Origin of the sequence: Microbulbifer sp. A4B17 (genome assembly GCF_003076275.1) — a bacterium.
GTDB lineage: Bacteria > Pseudomonadota > Gammaproteobacteria > Pseudomonadales > Cellvibrionaceae > Microbulbifer.
The window spans coordinates 3,308,432-3,322,232 of the sequence record NZ_CP029064.1 but is presented as its reverse complement, the minus strand read 5'-3'; the positions used below and the strand labels follow the sequence as shown (position 1 = coordinate 3,322,232).

The window sequence follows — 13,801 nt, the reverse complement described above, 5'->3', positions numbered from 1 at the left end:
GAATGTGTAGATTGAAGCATTCGTTTACATGAGCGCAGAAAATCGAGGTGATAATGAATATTAAACAATTAGATGGACAGGTGAGTATTTCTGAGCATATTGCCTGTGAAGCTATGGCGTCTTTGGCTGAGAGCGGTGTGCAAGTTGTAGTGTGTAATTGCCCGGAAGGTGAGAGTGAAGCTCACCCATCCTATGTGGAAATGGAGCAGGCCGCACTAGCGGTGGGAATTAAATTTGTGGCTATTCCTTTTACACGTGGACGCATGATGCGAAATCACTGCGAGGCATTTCGTGATGTCTTGCAGGAAGGAGAGAAAGTACACGCGTTTTGCCGGACGGGTAATCGCTCCAGCCAGGTATGGGCTGGAGCCAAAATCCTGATGGGGGCAGATAAAAAGCAGCTCAATTCCCAGGCCCAGGCAGCAGGATTTGATATTGGCGCTGTGCTGATATCGATTGAACCCTAGCACTAAAGCGCAGCATTTTCGGTGCTGCAACTCAACCCCTCCTTCTAAGGCGATAGAACTCGGGCTGTGACGCCAGAGTGGAAAACAGATCATGGCGATGCAGCATTTCACCAGATGGTTTCCTATTCTGGCTACTATTCATTCCTATAACCGGCAGCTGCTAACCCAGGACCTGCTGGCGGCCTTGATTGTTACCGTGCTCCTGATCCCTCAGTCCCTTGCTTATGCCTTGCTTGCCGGGTTGCCTGCTGAGGTGGGTTTCTATGCGAGTATTGTTCCGCTGGTCGTCTATGGCTTATTTGGTAGCAGTCAAACCCTATCTGTAGGACCTGTAGCAGTGATCTCCCTAATGAGCGCCACCGCCCTTGGCGAGGTAACAGCGAGCGGAGAGGTGGACCACCTCACTGCAGCAGCGATATTGGCGTTGTTATCAGGAGGAATTCTCACAATATTAGGCGTATTAAAGCTAGGTTTTCTCGCTAACTTTTTATCACACTCGGTAATCTCCGGCTTTATAACTGCCTCTGCTTTATTAATTGCACTTAACCAAATCGCTCAACTACTGGGACTATCAGCCCGTGGAGATACACTGCTAGAGCTACTGCCTAACTTATTTGAAAATTTGAGTAGCTATAATCAGCTGACTTTGTTGGTTGGGTTGGGGGTGGTGTTATTTCTATACTTATCTAGAGCCTGTGCTGCGCAATTATTGAAAACTTTGGGAATTGAAGCTGCTACCGCCAATCTTCTGGCCAAGTCGTCCCCCGCAATAGCAGTGTTGATAACCATCTACTTTTCGTATGCTTATAACCTTGAAGCATGGGGAGTAGCCCTTGTTGGCAGTGTTCCTTCGGGTCTGCCTCAATTTACCTTTCCAAAGTTGTCTGTTTCCCTATTAGAGTCACTTGCGTTACCTGCGCTAATGATTGCCATCATAGGTTATGTAGAATCGATATCTGTGGCAAAGACTTTAGCCGCAAAACGTAGACAAAGAATTGATTCCAACCAGGAACTGGTGGCCCTAGGGTTAGCGAATATGGGGGCAGGCTTCTCAGGTGGATTTCCGGTAAGTGGTGGCTTCTCACGTTCTGTAGTGAATGCTGATGCAGGAGCGCAAACACAGTTTGCTAGCTTATTTACTGCATTAGGCATTGGTTTTACGGCTCTTTTTTTTACGTCACCACTATACTTCCTTCCGAAAGCTACTCTCGCTGCCACTATTATAGTTGCCGTGCTTTCATTGGTAGATTTCTCTATATTGCGTAAAACCTGGAAATTTTCCAAAGCTGATTTTCTTGCAGTATCGGTGACAATTTTAGTAACTTTACTATTTGGTGTTGAGTCGGGTGTGCTCTGTGGGGTGGCTGCATCGCTAATGTTATTCTTTTGGCGAGCGTCGAAGCCTCATATAGCTGAAGTAGGCTTAGTCGAGGGCACTGAGCATTTCCGAAATATAGATCGACACCCAGTTAAAACTGCTTCTGAGATTCTTACTTTTAGAGTAGATGGTCGCCTGATATTCTCCAATATAGGCATATTGGAAGAACGTATTTATACCCGCCTTGTTGGTAATTTCCAGGTAAAGCATGTCATTCTGATGTGTAGTGCCGTTAATGAAATTGATTGGAGTGCCCTGGAAGTGTTGGGGAGTATAAACACTACCTTAGCAAGTAAAGGAATTCGTTTTCATTTGTCTGAAGTTAAAGGGCCGGTGATGGATCGTTTAGAGAAAAGTAGTTTTTTACAGAAGCTTTCTGGCGAGGTATTTTTAAGTCAGTATCAGGCTTTTATAAATATACAAGTGGATCAGGGAGGAAATCTATAGGCGCCTCGAAAAACTTCTTGGTTATCCTTATGTTTATTTAAGAGTCATCTGTTAAGATTTATTACTTGAGTTTTTATTATTCTCACTTTTTAAGTGGTCGACAATTAAATCAATTTGGGCCTGATTATCTTTGATCAGCTGGTCTGAATAGTCTTTTAATTGTGGAATTTTTTTGTGCTCAAATATCCCGATAAAGGGCTCTCGAATCTCGATATTTAGATAGTCATATTCTATTCTCCCCTCTTCAGATAAGGATTTTGCAATTTCCAGTGTGTGGAGTTGGTGATTGTCCATTGAACGCTGCATATTTGTTAACGCATCTCGGAACCAGTTTATTTGGCCCCAGTTTTTCAGTGTGTCATAGTTTGTAGTTGAACTAAGAAGTCGAGGGCTTCCGGCACCTAATACCAGTATATAGTAATTTTTATTGGGGAATTCGTTGATAATATTTCGAAGAATTATACTCGCCGGGTTGTTCATGGCTATAGCTGCATCTGCAAACACACATTGGGGTTCGTTTTCCGATTTAGCAGATTCAGCCTCGCAAAACTGATTTTGTTCATCTTCTGGATAACTGAATACGACAGGTGGAAAAGCAGTTTCTGCACTTACCGCAGCTGTCATTAATTGATAAAGTCTATTTGTAGGAAGATCACTAACCGTTTGACCTTTGTTCTTGAAAAGATGTATTTGTCCGTCCTTTAAGTTTAAAGAGGGGATGATTACGTAGTTTTCAAGTTCAGTAAAGTTAAGGTCTTTAGTGTAGTGCCTCTCCATTACTTCATGTAATCGGCTGCCGAAGTAAGAGGGTGAAAAAAGACCACCTGCGGTTAGTAACTTGTGATACCAAGGGGGAGAAAAAAGATAATTTACTTCGTTTTCATATATCTCAACCAGATAGTCAAGATGAGAAAGTTTTTGCCCGTTTCTGGTAGGAATGGCTTCGTCAGGAATGTTGAGGCCTGTCGCGATAATTGCTCCAGTGGAAACTCCTGAAAAAACGTCGAACACTTGATCAATAGGTTTCCCAAGTTTATCCTCAATGTACTGCAGTACATGTAGAGGAATTAAACCCCTGACTCCTCCTCCTGCTACCACAAGGATATTAATAGTGTCTTTTTGTTGGAGGTAATTGGTATTGTGAGTAAGATCGTATGTGACTGGCTCTCGGGAGAATGTGGTTGTTTGCGTAAAAAAATTGTTATAAATGTAGGCGAAAAAAGCATATCCGATAGCTATGTATACAACGGTAATAATGCTTTTCTTTAAAGAAGTATTGAACTTACTTGCCATGTTGAGCCTAAAAACCAGCCAGTCTACCTGAGTTAATCTTTTTAAAGAAAAACTCCAATTTTTATACTAACTACTTTTTTCTAGCTTCAAAGTCTTATTGGAGATAAAGAAATATTCACAAGCTATATGGCCATAAATTTAGTCCGTTTAGATATCTTTATATAATTTCTCACGCAGCTCAATGCCCGCTTTTCACGGGTTAGTGGGAGGAAATATCAGACGGCAAAGACTCTCTTCTCCATTTGTCGGGTAAGTGATGACCGCCATGGGATGGGCTTCATGAGTTTGAATTGACATGATTAGGTCATGGTATGAAACCAGGCTGGTAAAATCTTGTATATTCCCTGTATTTTTTTCACAAATACCAGATGAAAAGAATTTTTTAGCGGTCAGGTGGCCTGCTGTTTTAATGGGTTCCCTGCGGTTTTTATTTTGTTTCATAGTGATGCTGTAGAATTCCTCATTTTTCAACTGGTTATAAGCTTTTTTCTAAATAATGTGTGGCGAGATTAAGAAAAATTAAACGTGCTTCTTTGCCAGATAAAGGTAGATTTGATAAGGGGGTATTCTCCAACAAACTTCTTATCTATCATAACTGTACATTAACTTTGTGTATCAATATAATTAAATGAGATTCTTTGAATGAGGTGCTGAGCTAAAATAGAATCTTTAAGAAGTTATTATCAATAGCGATTGACCTATGGCACTGGCGTAGTTAAATCCTGTCCTCCGTGTTATATGCGTACGATATACTAGCGGTTGCTCATTGCAGTATAGGTAGCGGTACCTTTCGAAAATATTAAAGCATAGCTTATACATCCAAGACTATTGCAGTGCCAATATCTATGGCAGAGGGCTTCTAAGGAAATTTTGCTTCTCTGAATAACTGATTTAGGTTGTCGCTGATAAAATATCTGAAAACCATTACCTCCTTTAAAATATTTTGATATTTCTCCTTGTGCCTTTTGGCGTTAATCGTACCTGGATTTGATGATTCTCATAAGAATCAATAGCAAGCCAAACCCTACAGTTTGAAAATTGCATAGTCCTTGGTCCTCCTCTATACAAAATGCAAAGGAGGGTACTATGAGTCAAATTGACCAAAAAAGAGTGGTGGCAATTGACGCCTACTTTCGTGCGTGCAACTACTTGTCTGTAGGGCAGCTGTATCTTGGCGCAAATCCGTTGCTGAGAGTGCCTCTTCGGCCTGAGCATATAAAGAAGAGAATAATCGGTCACTGGGGAACTTCCCCAGGATTAAACTTAATTTACGCCCACCTGAATCGACTGATTAAAGATACTGACGCCAGGATATTACTTGTTGTGGGGCCGGGTCATGGTGCTCCCGCAATACGCGCAAACTTATACTTAGAAGGTGCTTTGGGTGAAGTTGACCGCAGGCTGGCTTTGAATACGGCTGGAATAGGATATTTGTTTAGAGGGTTTTGTTGGCCGAGAGAGGCTCCGAGTCATGTGTGTGCGGCAACTCCCGGTGCCATTCATGAAGGTGGGGAGCTTGGATATTCTTTATCTCATGCATATGGTGCCGTGTTTGATAACCCGGAACTTATATCCGTGTGTGTTGTTGGGGATGGCGAGGCTGAGACCGGGCCTCTTGCTGCGAGCTGGCATTCCAATCGGTTTATCCACCCTCAGAGGGATGGTGCTGTTCTCCCTATTCTTCATTTGAATGGGTATAAAATTTCAAGTCCCACAGTCTTTGGGCGGATGAGTCGCTCTAAGCTAGAACACTTCTTTAGAGGATGCGGCTATACCCCTCGTTTTGTTGAGGGGGATAATCCCGAACTAATGCATGTGTCACTCTGGAAGGCTTTGGATTGGGCTTATCATTTAATTCGCCTAAAGAAATGTGAGTCCCCAGCAGAAACGCTGTTGGATTGGCCAATAATTATCCTCAGGACACCAAAAGGGTGGACAGGCCCAAAGTTAATTGATGGGCAGAAGAGTGAGGGTAGCTTTCGCTCTCACCAGGTGCCGATGCCGGATGTAGCAAGTAATAGTGAGCATCTGAATATTCTCAATACGTGGCTCCAGAGTTACCAACCAGAGGGCTTGTTTGATAGTAATGGCAAGCCGTCGGAAGAAGTGCTTAATGTATTGCCAATAAGTAATCTAAGAATAGGGGCAAATCCTCACGCAAATGGTGGTAAGGTTTTAAAAGAGTTACAACTTCCTAAGATTGAAGACTATGCGGTGGAGTTGACTTTCCCCGGTAAAGTCACTTTAGAAGGTATCCGAGGATTAAGTGCTTTCTTACGCGATGTTATCAAAGCCAATAAAAGCAACTTCAGAGTCTTCTGCCCGGATGAACTTAGCTCTAATCGCCTCAGTCATATACTTGAGGTTACTGGAAGGATGTATTTGGGAAAAATACTTGAAAGTGATGAAGGGCTTTCTCCTGAGGGTAGAGTGTTGGAGGTTCTTAGTGAGCACTTGTGTGAAGGCTGGCTGGAAGGATACCTGCTCACAGGACGGCATGGAATATTTCCCTGTTATGAGGCCTTTTCGCTGATTGTCGACTCGATGCTTAATCAACATGGGAAGTGGCTTAAATCATGTGGAGAAGTTCCATGGAGACACCCCATCAGTTCGCTCAATTATTTATTAACCTCTTATGTCTGGCGCCAGGATCATAATGGCTATTCTCATCAGGCTCCCGGATTTATCGAGTCAGTGATACAGAAGAAGTCGTCAATTTCAAGAATTTTTCTGCCTCCGGATGAGAACTGTTTGCTACAAATAACTGCCGACTGTCTACAAAGCAAGAATTACATCAACTTGATTATCGCTGGGAAACAACCAATGCCCCAGTGGTTGACATTCGAGCAGGCTAGGCTGCATTGTCAAATTGGTGTGTCGATTTGGGATTGGGCTTCCAATGAAGATGGAGACCCGGATGTGATTATGGCTTGTGCTGGTGATACACCTACTCTCGAAGTTTTGGCTGCTATCAGTTCGATTCGGAATACAATCCCAGCTGTAAAGATAAGGGTAATAAATGTGGTCAACCTTTTTACTCTTCTGCCTGACGATGAGCACCCTCAAGGGATTAGCGATGTAGAGTTTGAGTCACTCTTTGGGCGCAATATCCCCGTTGTATTTGCTTTTCATGGACATCCTCGAGTGATACATGGACTTATCTACCGCAGACCTAATCCTCGTCGGTTTCTTGTGCGAGGATATATCGAGGAAGGCGGAACTACGACTCCATTTGATATGGTCGTCTTTAATGAAATGAGTCGCTTTCATCTGGCTATTGATGTTGCGAAGCAAGCTCCTGTTTCAACCGATGGTGTCAGTGAATTGATATCCAAGTGCCAGATGAAAATTGACCAACATTTATCTTACATTGACAAGTATGGAGAAGATCTCCCTGAAATAAGAAACTGGTGCTGGAGTAGTTAGCCATTAAAAGCGGCTCTCGTATTTCTAATCAGTAGTCGGCTTTTATAGATATTCAATTGACTTTGGGGGCCATAGCATTGCGGGTACATTTCTTAGCTACTAGGTAATCGAATATCTTCTAATCGTTATCCTCATACGTACCAACCATTTAGTATCAAACAGGCGCGCTTCTTAGCGTAAGGCTAAGCTTCAATCCTAGTAACTTCCACAATTTTTTCCCGAAGCCAGCAGTTTGCCTGGTCATCTTTATTTTTTAGGTTCCAATAAGTTTTCATTGAGTACTGGGGAAGGTCGATTGGTGGAGTAAAATATGCAACATTAAATTTTGGGTTGATAGATTTAATAAACTTCTTTGGCGCGGTAAGAATCGCATCACTACGTTCCACTATATAGGGCGCACTTAAAAAATTGGCTACTTTAAATTGAACATTTCTGGATAAGCCAATGTTTTCTAATGCTTCATCTACCATTCCTCTATTGTCACGCCCAGTCCCTGCTAAAATATGCGGATATCTGCAAAAGTTATAAATATCTTTATTGGTTTTTAGAAAGGGATGCTCTTTTCTTACTACAGAGACAAAATCATCTCGATATAAAGTTTTTACCATTAAGCTGGGATGGGTTGATTCAGCAACACTGATGGACAGATCCGCCTCCCCACTCTCTAGCTGACTGGCAATACTGCGTTTATCTAATTTAATAAAAATAATCTGGATTTTCGGAGCTTCTTTCTGGAGTAACGAAATCAAAGCGGGAGCGATACTTTGTTCCACCAGGTCACTTGTAGCGATAAAGAAAGTACGTTGGGTATTTTCTGGGCTGAACTCTTCCTGATTTAAAATATTCCGCTCAAAATCATTCAGCCATCGATTCAGAGGTGCTTGCAGCGACTCAGCTCTTGGCGTCAGCACCAGTTGATTGCCTTGCCTTATGACCAGTGAGTCATTAAGGCTGTGGCGGAGTTTCTTTAGTGTATGGCTAACCGCAGACTGTGTCAGCCCCGCTCGTTCTCCAGCTCTAGTCAGGTTCTTGGTTTCAAAGATGATCTGTAGGAGCCTGAGTTGATTTAGCTCTACATCCGAAATATTGCTCATGGTGTTCAGTCATAACTATTAGCTCTGTTCATGACTATATTAGTTCAATTAATTTCAGTAATGAAGCCTAAGAGCCTATTCTGCAGCTACTCCAATTCAATCAACCCCGTTCTAGAGGAACTGATTATGAGTCTGAAGAAACTCCTTGCTATGGCGACATTGATCGTAAGCCCACTGGCGATGGCGGATAACGTCCTTGTTGTGATGTCCGATGTATCTGAAATGAAGCTGAAGGGTGGCTATGACTACAAAACTGGCTTCTATTTAAATGAGCTTATGGAGCCGGTTAAAATCTTGATGGATGCTGGCCACACATTAACATTTGCTACCCCAACTGGATTGGCGCCGACGTTGGATCCTGTTTCTGATACACCTGACCACTTCCTGGACGTTAGCCAGGAAAACTACAATGCCCACAAGGCTCTCTTCAATAAACTCATGCTGACCGATAAAGAGCACAGTCCAGTGGTCAGTTTTGCTCGTATTGAACAGCTGGGCATAGAAAATTTTGATGCGATGTTTGTACCCGGTGGCCACGCTCCTTTAGGCGATCTGGTATCCAATAAGCGCTTGGGCGGATTCTTACAGCATTTCAACTCAGAATCCAAACCAACAGGGTTAGTGTGTCACGGCCCGGTTGCACTACTGTCGGCATTGCCTAACAGCGAGGAGTTTGAAGCTCAAATGAAAGCCGGCAAGAAGGCTAAACCCGCTAAAGGCTGGGTTTATGATGGCTATAAAATGACCGTCTTTAGTAATTCAGAAGAAACTGTTGCGACTCAATACTACTTGGGCGGTGATGAGCTTTTCTATTGGCCCCAAAATGCCATGACTATTGCAGGTGGCAACTACTCTCGTGGTAAAGAAGATTGGCAACCACATGTTGTAGTTGATCGCGAACTGGTCACCGGTCAAAACAATAAATCATCTACTGCCGTTGCCCAAGAGCTTTTAAAACTCATGAAATAGCTAGTCTCACGCAGTTATGCCCAACCTCTACAGGCTTAGTCCAAGTAAACATTATGAGTTTCAATGAGCGATAGCGGCTTGAGCCGCTGCCTGTTGGGGTGGGTATCAATACCGATATTTAAATAAGCTGATTTATTCTTTGCTTTACTTTGATAAAACTCAGGTTTCAGTATGAATACATCCACTGTATTTCGGAAGAATAACGTTGCAGTCATTACCGGCGGTGCTGACGGCATTGGCCTCGCAGCCGCAAAAGCACTTTCCAAGCTAGGCATGAAGGTTTGTCTGGCTGATCTAAATCGAAAGAAATTGTCGGAAGCTGGAAGCAGCTTGAAAAATAATGCTTTAATTGTCGAAACAGATGTTGGTAATTTCAACGCGGTTCTGGCGCTTAAAGAACAAGTAATGGAAAGGTTCGGTAGGATTGATTTTCTTTTTATTAATGCCGGTACTGCTGCTAAAAGTGGAAGTTGGGAAAAACTGGAGAACTGGAAAAAGATACTTAATACGAATCTATGGGGAGTTATTAACTGCATACACGCATTTGCTCCGGAAATGTTGAATCAAAGCGATCCTTCTATTATTGTTACAACCGGTTCCAAGCAGGGGATAACCACGCCCCCAGGAAACCCTGCCTATAATGTTAGTAAAGCAGCAGTGAAAGCCACTGCAGAGGCATTACAGCACTCCCTTCGAAATTATCCTGGAAGCCAAGTAGTATCTCATTTGCTAGTACCTGGCTTCACTTACACTGGTATGATTGATAGTCCTGCTAAACCTGACAGCGCCTGGACTGCTGATCAGGTCGTTGATTTTATGTTTAGAAGCATTGAGCGTGGAGATTTCTATATTCTTTGTCCTGATAACGATGTAGATCGTACAATAGATAATAAACGCATCAGTTGGGCATCAGGAGACATTATTCACAACCGCCCACCATTGTCTCGATGGCATCCCGACTACCGGGAAGCATTTGATTTGGAAATGAATAAATAATAATAGTTATATAATAATATACAGGCAAACTATATTCGTATTTTATATGTGTTCCAGAATAAGTAGCTGATTAGTATTACTTTACATACTCAAATCCCGTGCCTTCCTCAAGTTTCAAGGGTCTTACTTGTTAATCTGGTAAGGCTCCACACCATACATTAATGGTGTTTTCTATTGGTAAACCCCCGATTCCTCCTGAGTTTTGGTGGCCCAGGTCTCTGCTAGTCAGGCATCTGGGGCTACGTGTTCATTTGGTTTATTCCCATATGGAAAATAGAGCAGTGAAAAATTACTCATTGAATTTCAATGGTATTTCCATTGCGACTTTAGGCAGTTTTTGGCGAACTTTAGTAATATGATTTTTTGCTTCATTAAAATATTTTTTTGCCTGAGTTTATATTTCTAGATAGGTTCATTTTCTTGGAAATAAAATACCTCTCCAGCCATATTTAAGAGCCTAAGTACTTTTAAAGTGTGAGCGTCATGAATTGTATTCATCGCCAAATTAGGTTAATTGATTTCAATAATGGGCTGATTAGACATAACCTGTACACGAATTATCAAATGATGTTGCTCGTAAATTTAAGGAGACAAATATGACTCAAACAGCTTTAGTTACAGGTTCAAACAGCGGTTTTGGCTATCTGATTGCTAACACTCTTGCAAGTAATGGCTATAAAGTAATTGGTACAATGAGAGACTCTAATGGCCGCAATGCTTCAATAGCAAGTGAGTTAATTGCTAAGGGGATTACAGTCGTTGATATTGATGTAACCAATGATGAAAGTGTTGCCAAGGGTGTCGCCAAAGCGGTTAATGAGGTTGGCTCAATTGATATATTGATTAATAATGCCGGTGTAGGTACGCTTGGCTGGCAAGAAAGCTTCACTATTGAAGATTTTAAAAAAGTTTTCGACATCAATGTTTTTGGGGTTCAACGATTAATTCGCGCAGTCTTACCGCAAATGAAACAGCGTGGTAGTGGAACTATTATCCAGATATCGAGTATCTTAGGAAAGTTCGTATTACCTTTCCTGGGGTCTTACAATGCTACAAAGCACGCCGTTGAGGGAATTGCAGAAAACTATCGTGTCGAGTTAGCGCAATTCGGCATTCAGTCTTTAATTGTCCAGCCAGGCGGATTTGGAACTGATTTTGGATCAAACCTATTAAGAGCAAGTGATAAAGACGTAGCTGCAAGTTATGGTGACTATGCCAGTGCCCCGGAGCAAATGTGGGCTGGAACTGAAGAGGGCCATGAATCAGAGGATGCACCAAGTCCGCAATTAGTTGCAGATGCTGTGCTAAATTTGTTACAAGGTCAACCAGAGAAACGCCCATTTAGAACAACTGTCGATGGTGCCGGATTAAATCCCACTATTGAGAGAATCAACAAGGCTACGGAGCAGGCCATGCAGGAGATTTATTCAGCTTATGGAATGAGTAATCTATTTCAGATTAAATAGAGCTGATCGACTTAATTGACTGCCAGGCACCTCAGAAAAACCTTAAAATTTTTTGGTTTTAAGAGGTGCCTCTTCGCTTCTTTAATGTTGATGCCTGATCAGAGAAGTTTGCCCAAACTGAAAAATATAATCATTAATGATCTACTATCAAATGTTACATGAATATTGATAACAAAAATCAACTCCACCAGACCCTTTTGTATAGATGGATTTTGAATTTATATTCATACTTTTAACTACCCAGAAAATTTTTGATAAACTCTAAATTCATCCCCTGGGACCAGCTATTGCCCGCCTTAGGATGGCCTTGCCATCCCTATATGCAGACTGGCTACTTCAGAGAATGTCTCTGCACTCATAGAGACACCGGTCAAATCTAGTTTCGATAGATTCGGGAATTATAAAGTAATGAATTTTTCTGAATGTTAATGTCAAGAAAAGAGTTCTGTGTCAATCTATTTCAATAAGCCAAGCTGCTTTAGGAATCCATATTTATCCCAGGTAACCCAGGCTTCAACTATTTTTCCGTCCTTAATCCTGACGAATTCTACGCTATCCCAAGTAATAGTTTTGTTGGTCGGAGGCTCGCCCATAAATGAACCGACATGCTGAGCGCTGACAGTCACATGGGTTGAAACTAAATCTCCTTCAGCAACTTGCATTGTGTTGATAGTTTTTACGTCTTTGAAAGCATTATGGAACTTTGCCACTTCAGCTTTAAATTCTTGCAGATCGCGCTTCTGTGGGGCAGCACTAGTGGTAGTTGCGGAATCCAGATTATTTACGTAATTAGGTGAAAGAATCGTGTCCGGGTCAACCTTGTTCCCGCTCATCCATAACCCGATTGCTTGCATAGCAAGCTTCTTATTCTCTTGCAGATTGTTTGACTGAGCAATCACTGCAGATGTAAAGCTGAAAAAACATAGCAACGATGTGAGTACAATATAGGAAAGTCGTTTGTGCACTTGTAGATCCCTCTCTGATGAAATAAGTCAGATACTTTCAACTTTTCTGCTGAAGGTATGGCAGGCGTATAAATGAGTTTGTCAGTTGACATTATGGACACAAAACGAGCAGCTGAATTGGTATTCAGGTAGTTTGGCAAGTTGTCCTTCTTAAATTTTTTGGTTGGACTAAAAAATCGCCAGTTATTCTGCTGCTGAGGATTAGTAGATGGAGGTTTGATAGAGGTTCTGCTGCCTGAGTATGCTTGGCAGTAGAATGCACGAACAGACTATAAGCTCAATACTTCTGGTAAACGAGTGGGTGGACGTCTTGCCACTTCTATAGCGGAAAGGTTCCGTATTTGAGTTATCCATAGTACTACTTAGTATAGATATATGATTGTTGGGGCTTGATTACAGTAGTGAAGATAATATGCCAATAGCCCCATTGAATGTGGAATAGGGTTGATACCTGAATAAGAGAATGCTGCCCGTTGCTGGGCAGCATTATGAGCTGGCTTTGGCTACTGGAAGATATTTCCTATATTCGCAGTACCTACCTGGTTGGCGATAGCAGTCTGTCCATCTCCATCTTGAGTAATAGACATGGAGCTGCCATCAATAAATGACTGGTTTGTGAATACGTACTGATTGTTGTCGCCCTGGTTAATCTCTATATAGGCGCCAACTGAATTGTCCTGATAGGACTCAGCATTATTCATATCACCAGTTTGGATATGAATAATGGTGCCGCCATCACTGTTAGCAGATTGCTCTGCATAGCTGGTGTTGTTATCACCGATCTGAGTTTGATCGATGGTGTTGTTGGTGGCGGTCGGATCACTTTGAACGGCCGTAGCTGTGTTACTAATACCTTCCTGATACACCGTGGCGGTATTAGAGTCGGCGATAGCTCCATGACTGATGATTGCGAGGGCAGTACCGGCGGAAAGAGGTGCAATATTCTTCATCATTAACTCCTTTAGTGATGAGACTGTGCGACGTATGTCGTTTTCAATTGCATTTCGGAGGTTGAAGTCGCATCAATTGTCTTCCATTAGTTTGACAGTCGGATTTTTACCGACGTTCAAACTAATACTCCTTGTGAGAAGACAATTGATACAGATATGAGTGTGATAGAAGCTGTTGATGGGTACTATGAGAGGTAAGTGCTGATTTAATGAGATATAAGTTTAAAATGGAGCTACTTTATTTAGTCGCTTATTGATTATTTTATATAGCAGTAGTTACCCCTTAATTTATGGAATCTTTTATATATGATTCCAAGGGAAAATCCTTGATATTTTTGACTCTCATGAAG

The 13,801-nt window shown here is 42.0% G+C and carries 11 protein-coding genes; 6 read left to right on the top strand and 5 right to left on the bottom strand.

The genetic code is table 11. The annotated features are described in order from the left end of the window. The first annotated feature begins 53 nt into the window (after positions 1-53). Positions 54-467 (top strand): TIGR01244 family sulfur transferase, encoded by a 414-nt coding sequence (locus tag BTJ40_RS14670; protein WP_108733795.1) that lies wholly within the window; start codon positions 54-56, stop codon positions 465-467. Between the two features lie 91 nt (positions 468-558). Next, positions 559-2,292, top strand: a complete 1,734-nt coding sequence (locus BTJ40_RS14665) for a SulP family inorganic anion transporter (protein WP_108733794.1) — start codon at positions 559-561, stop codon at positions 2,290-2,292. Between the two features lie 51 nt (positions 2,293-2,343). Here BTJ40_RS14665 and BTJ40_RS14660 read toward each other — a convergent pair whose 3' ends face one another. After that, positions 2,344-3,585, bottom strand: coding sequence for a patatin-like phospholipase family protein (locus tag BTJ40_RS14660; RefSeq protein ID WP_108733793.1), 1,242 nt, complete (start codon positions 3,583-3,585; stop codon positions 2,344-2,346). Positions 3,586-3,777: 192 nt separating this feature from the next. Then, positions 3,778-4,026 carry a hypothetical protein gene (locus tag BTJ40_RS14655; protein ID WP_157954092.1) on the bottom strand — a complete coding sequence of 83 codons (249 nt, stop codon included), beginning with the start codon at positions 4,024-4,026 and terminating at the stop codon, positions 3,778-3,780. A gap of 597 nt (positions 4,027-4,623) precedes the next feature. Between BTJ40_RS14655 and BTJ40_RS14650 the strand changes: the two genes are divergently transcribed. Continuing rightward, a complete protein-coding gene (locus BTJ40_RS14650) occupies positions 4,624-7,011 on the top strand; it encodes a phosphoketolase (RefSeq protein ID WP_255422634.1) in 2,388 nt (795 codons plus the stop codon). Positions 7,012-7,193: 182 nt separating this feature from the next. Here BTJ40_RS14650 and BTJ40_RS14645 read toward each other — a convergent pair whose 3' ends face one another. Continuing rightward, positions 7,194-8,105, bottom strand: a complete 912-nt coding sequence (locus tag BTJ40_RS14645; RefSeq protein ID WP_108733790.1) for a LysR family transcriptional regulator — start codon at positions 8,103-8,105, stop codon at positions 7,194-7,196. Positions 8,106-8,231: 126 nt separating this feature from the next. Here BTJ40_RS14645 and BTJ40_RS14640 point away from each other — a divergent pair, with 126 nt between their 5' ends. The 3 genes from BTJ40_RS14640 to BTJ40_RS14630 all read left to right on the top strand — a co-directional run bounded on the left by BTJ40_RS14640 (position 8,232) and on the right by BTJ40_RS14630 (position 11,536). Then, positions 8,232-9,074, top strand: coding sequence for a type 1 glutamine amidotransferase domain-containing protein (locus BTJ40_RS14640; RefSeq protein ID WP_108733789.1), 843 nt, complete (start codon positions 8,232-8,234; stop codon positions 9,072-9,074). A gap of 171 nt (positions 9,075-9,245) precedes the next feature. Then, on the top strand, positions 9,246-10,070 hold the full coding sequence (locus BTJ40_RS14635; RefSeq protein ID WP_108733788.1) for an SDR family NAD(P)-dependent oxidoreductase: 825 nt from the start codon (positions 9,246-9,248) through the stop codon (positions 10,068-10,070). A 596-nt stretch (positions 10,071-10,666) separates the two neighbouring features. Beyond that, positions 10,667-11,536: an SDR family oxidoreductase gene (locus BTJ40_RS14630; RefSeq protein ID WP_108733787.1), complete on the top strand. Its 870-nt coding sequence runs from the start codon at positions 10,667-10,669 to the stop codon at positions 11,534-11,536. Between the two features lie 455 nt (positions 11,537-11,991). Here BTJ40_RS14630 and BTJ40_RS14625 read toward each other — a convergent pair whose 3' ends face one another. Together BTJ40_RS14625 and BTJ40_RS14620 are read right to left on the bottom strand one after the other, a co-directional pair. After that, positions 11,992-12,501 carry an ester cyclase gene (locus BTJ40_RS14625; protein ID WP_157954091.1) on the bottom strand — a complete coding sequence of 170 codons (510 nt, stop codon included), beginning with the start codon at positions 12,499-12,501 and terminating at the stop codon, positions 11,992-11,994. 503 nt (positions 12,502-13,004) lie between these two features. After that, complete coding sequence (locus tag BTJ40_RS14620) at positions 13,005-13,451, bottom strand: hypothetical protein (RefSeq protein ID WP_157954090.1); 447 nt, start codon at positions 13,449-13,451, stop codon at positions 13,005-13,007. Positions 13,452-13,801: the final 350 nt, after the last annotated feature.

Coding starts and splice junctions, on each gene's coding strand:
- BTJ40_RS14670 (WP_108733795.1), top strand. CDS start 54: ATGAATATTAAACAATTAGATGGACAGGTGAGTATTTCTGAGCATATT.
- BTJ40_RS14665 (WP_108733794.1), top strand. CDS start 559: ATGGCGATGCAGCATTTCACCAGATGGTTTCCTATTCTGGCTACTATT.
- BTJ40_RS14660 (WP_108733793.1), bottom strand. CDS start 3,585: ATGGCAAGTAAGTTCAATACTTCTTTAAAGAAAAGCATTATTACCGTT.
- BTJ40_RS14655 (WP_157954092.1), bottom strand. CDS start 4,026: ATGAAACAAAATAAAAACCGCAGGGAACCCATTAAAACAGCAGGCCAC.
- BTJ40_RS14645 (WP_108733790.1), bottom strand. CDS start 8,105: ATGAGCAATATTTCGGATGTAGAGCTAAATCAACTCAGGCTCCTACAG.
- BTJ40_RS14640 (WP_108733789.1), top strand. CDS start 8,232: ATGAGTCTGAAGAAACTCCTTGCTATGGCGACATTGATCGTAAGCCCA.
- BTJ40_RS14635 (WP_108733788.1), top strand. CDS start 9,246: ATGAATACATCCACTGTATTTCGGAAGAATAACGTTGCAGTCATTACC.
- BTJ40_RS14630 (WP_108733787.1), top strand. CDS start 10,667: ATGACTCAAACAGCTTTAGTTACAGGTTCAAACAGCGGTTTTGGCTAT.
- BTJ40_RS14620 (WP_157954090.1), bottom strand. CDS start 13,451: ATGAAGAATATTGCACCTCTTTCCGCCGGTACTGCCCTCGCAATCATC.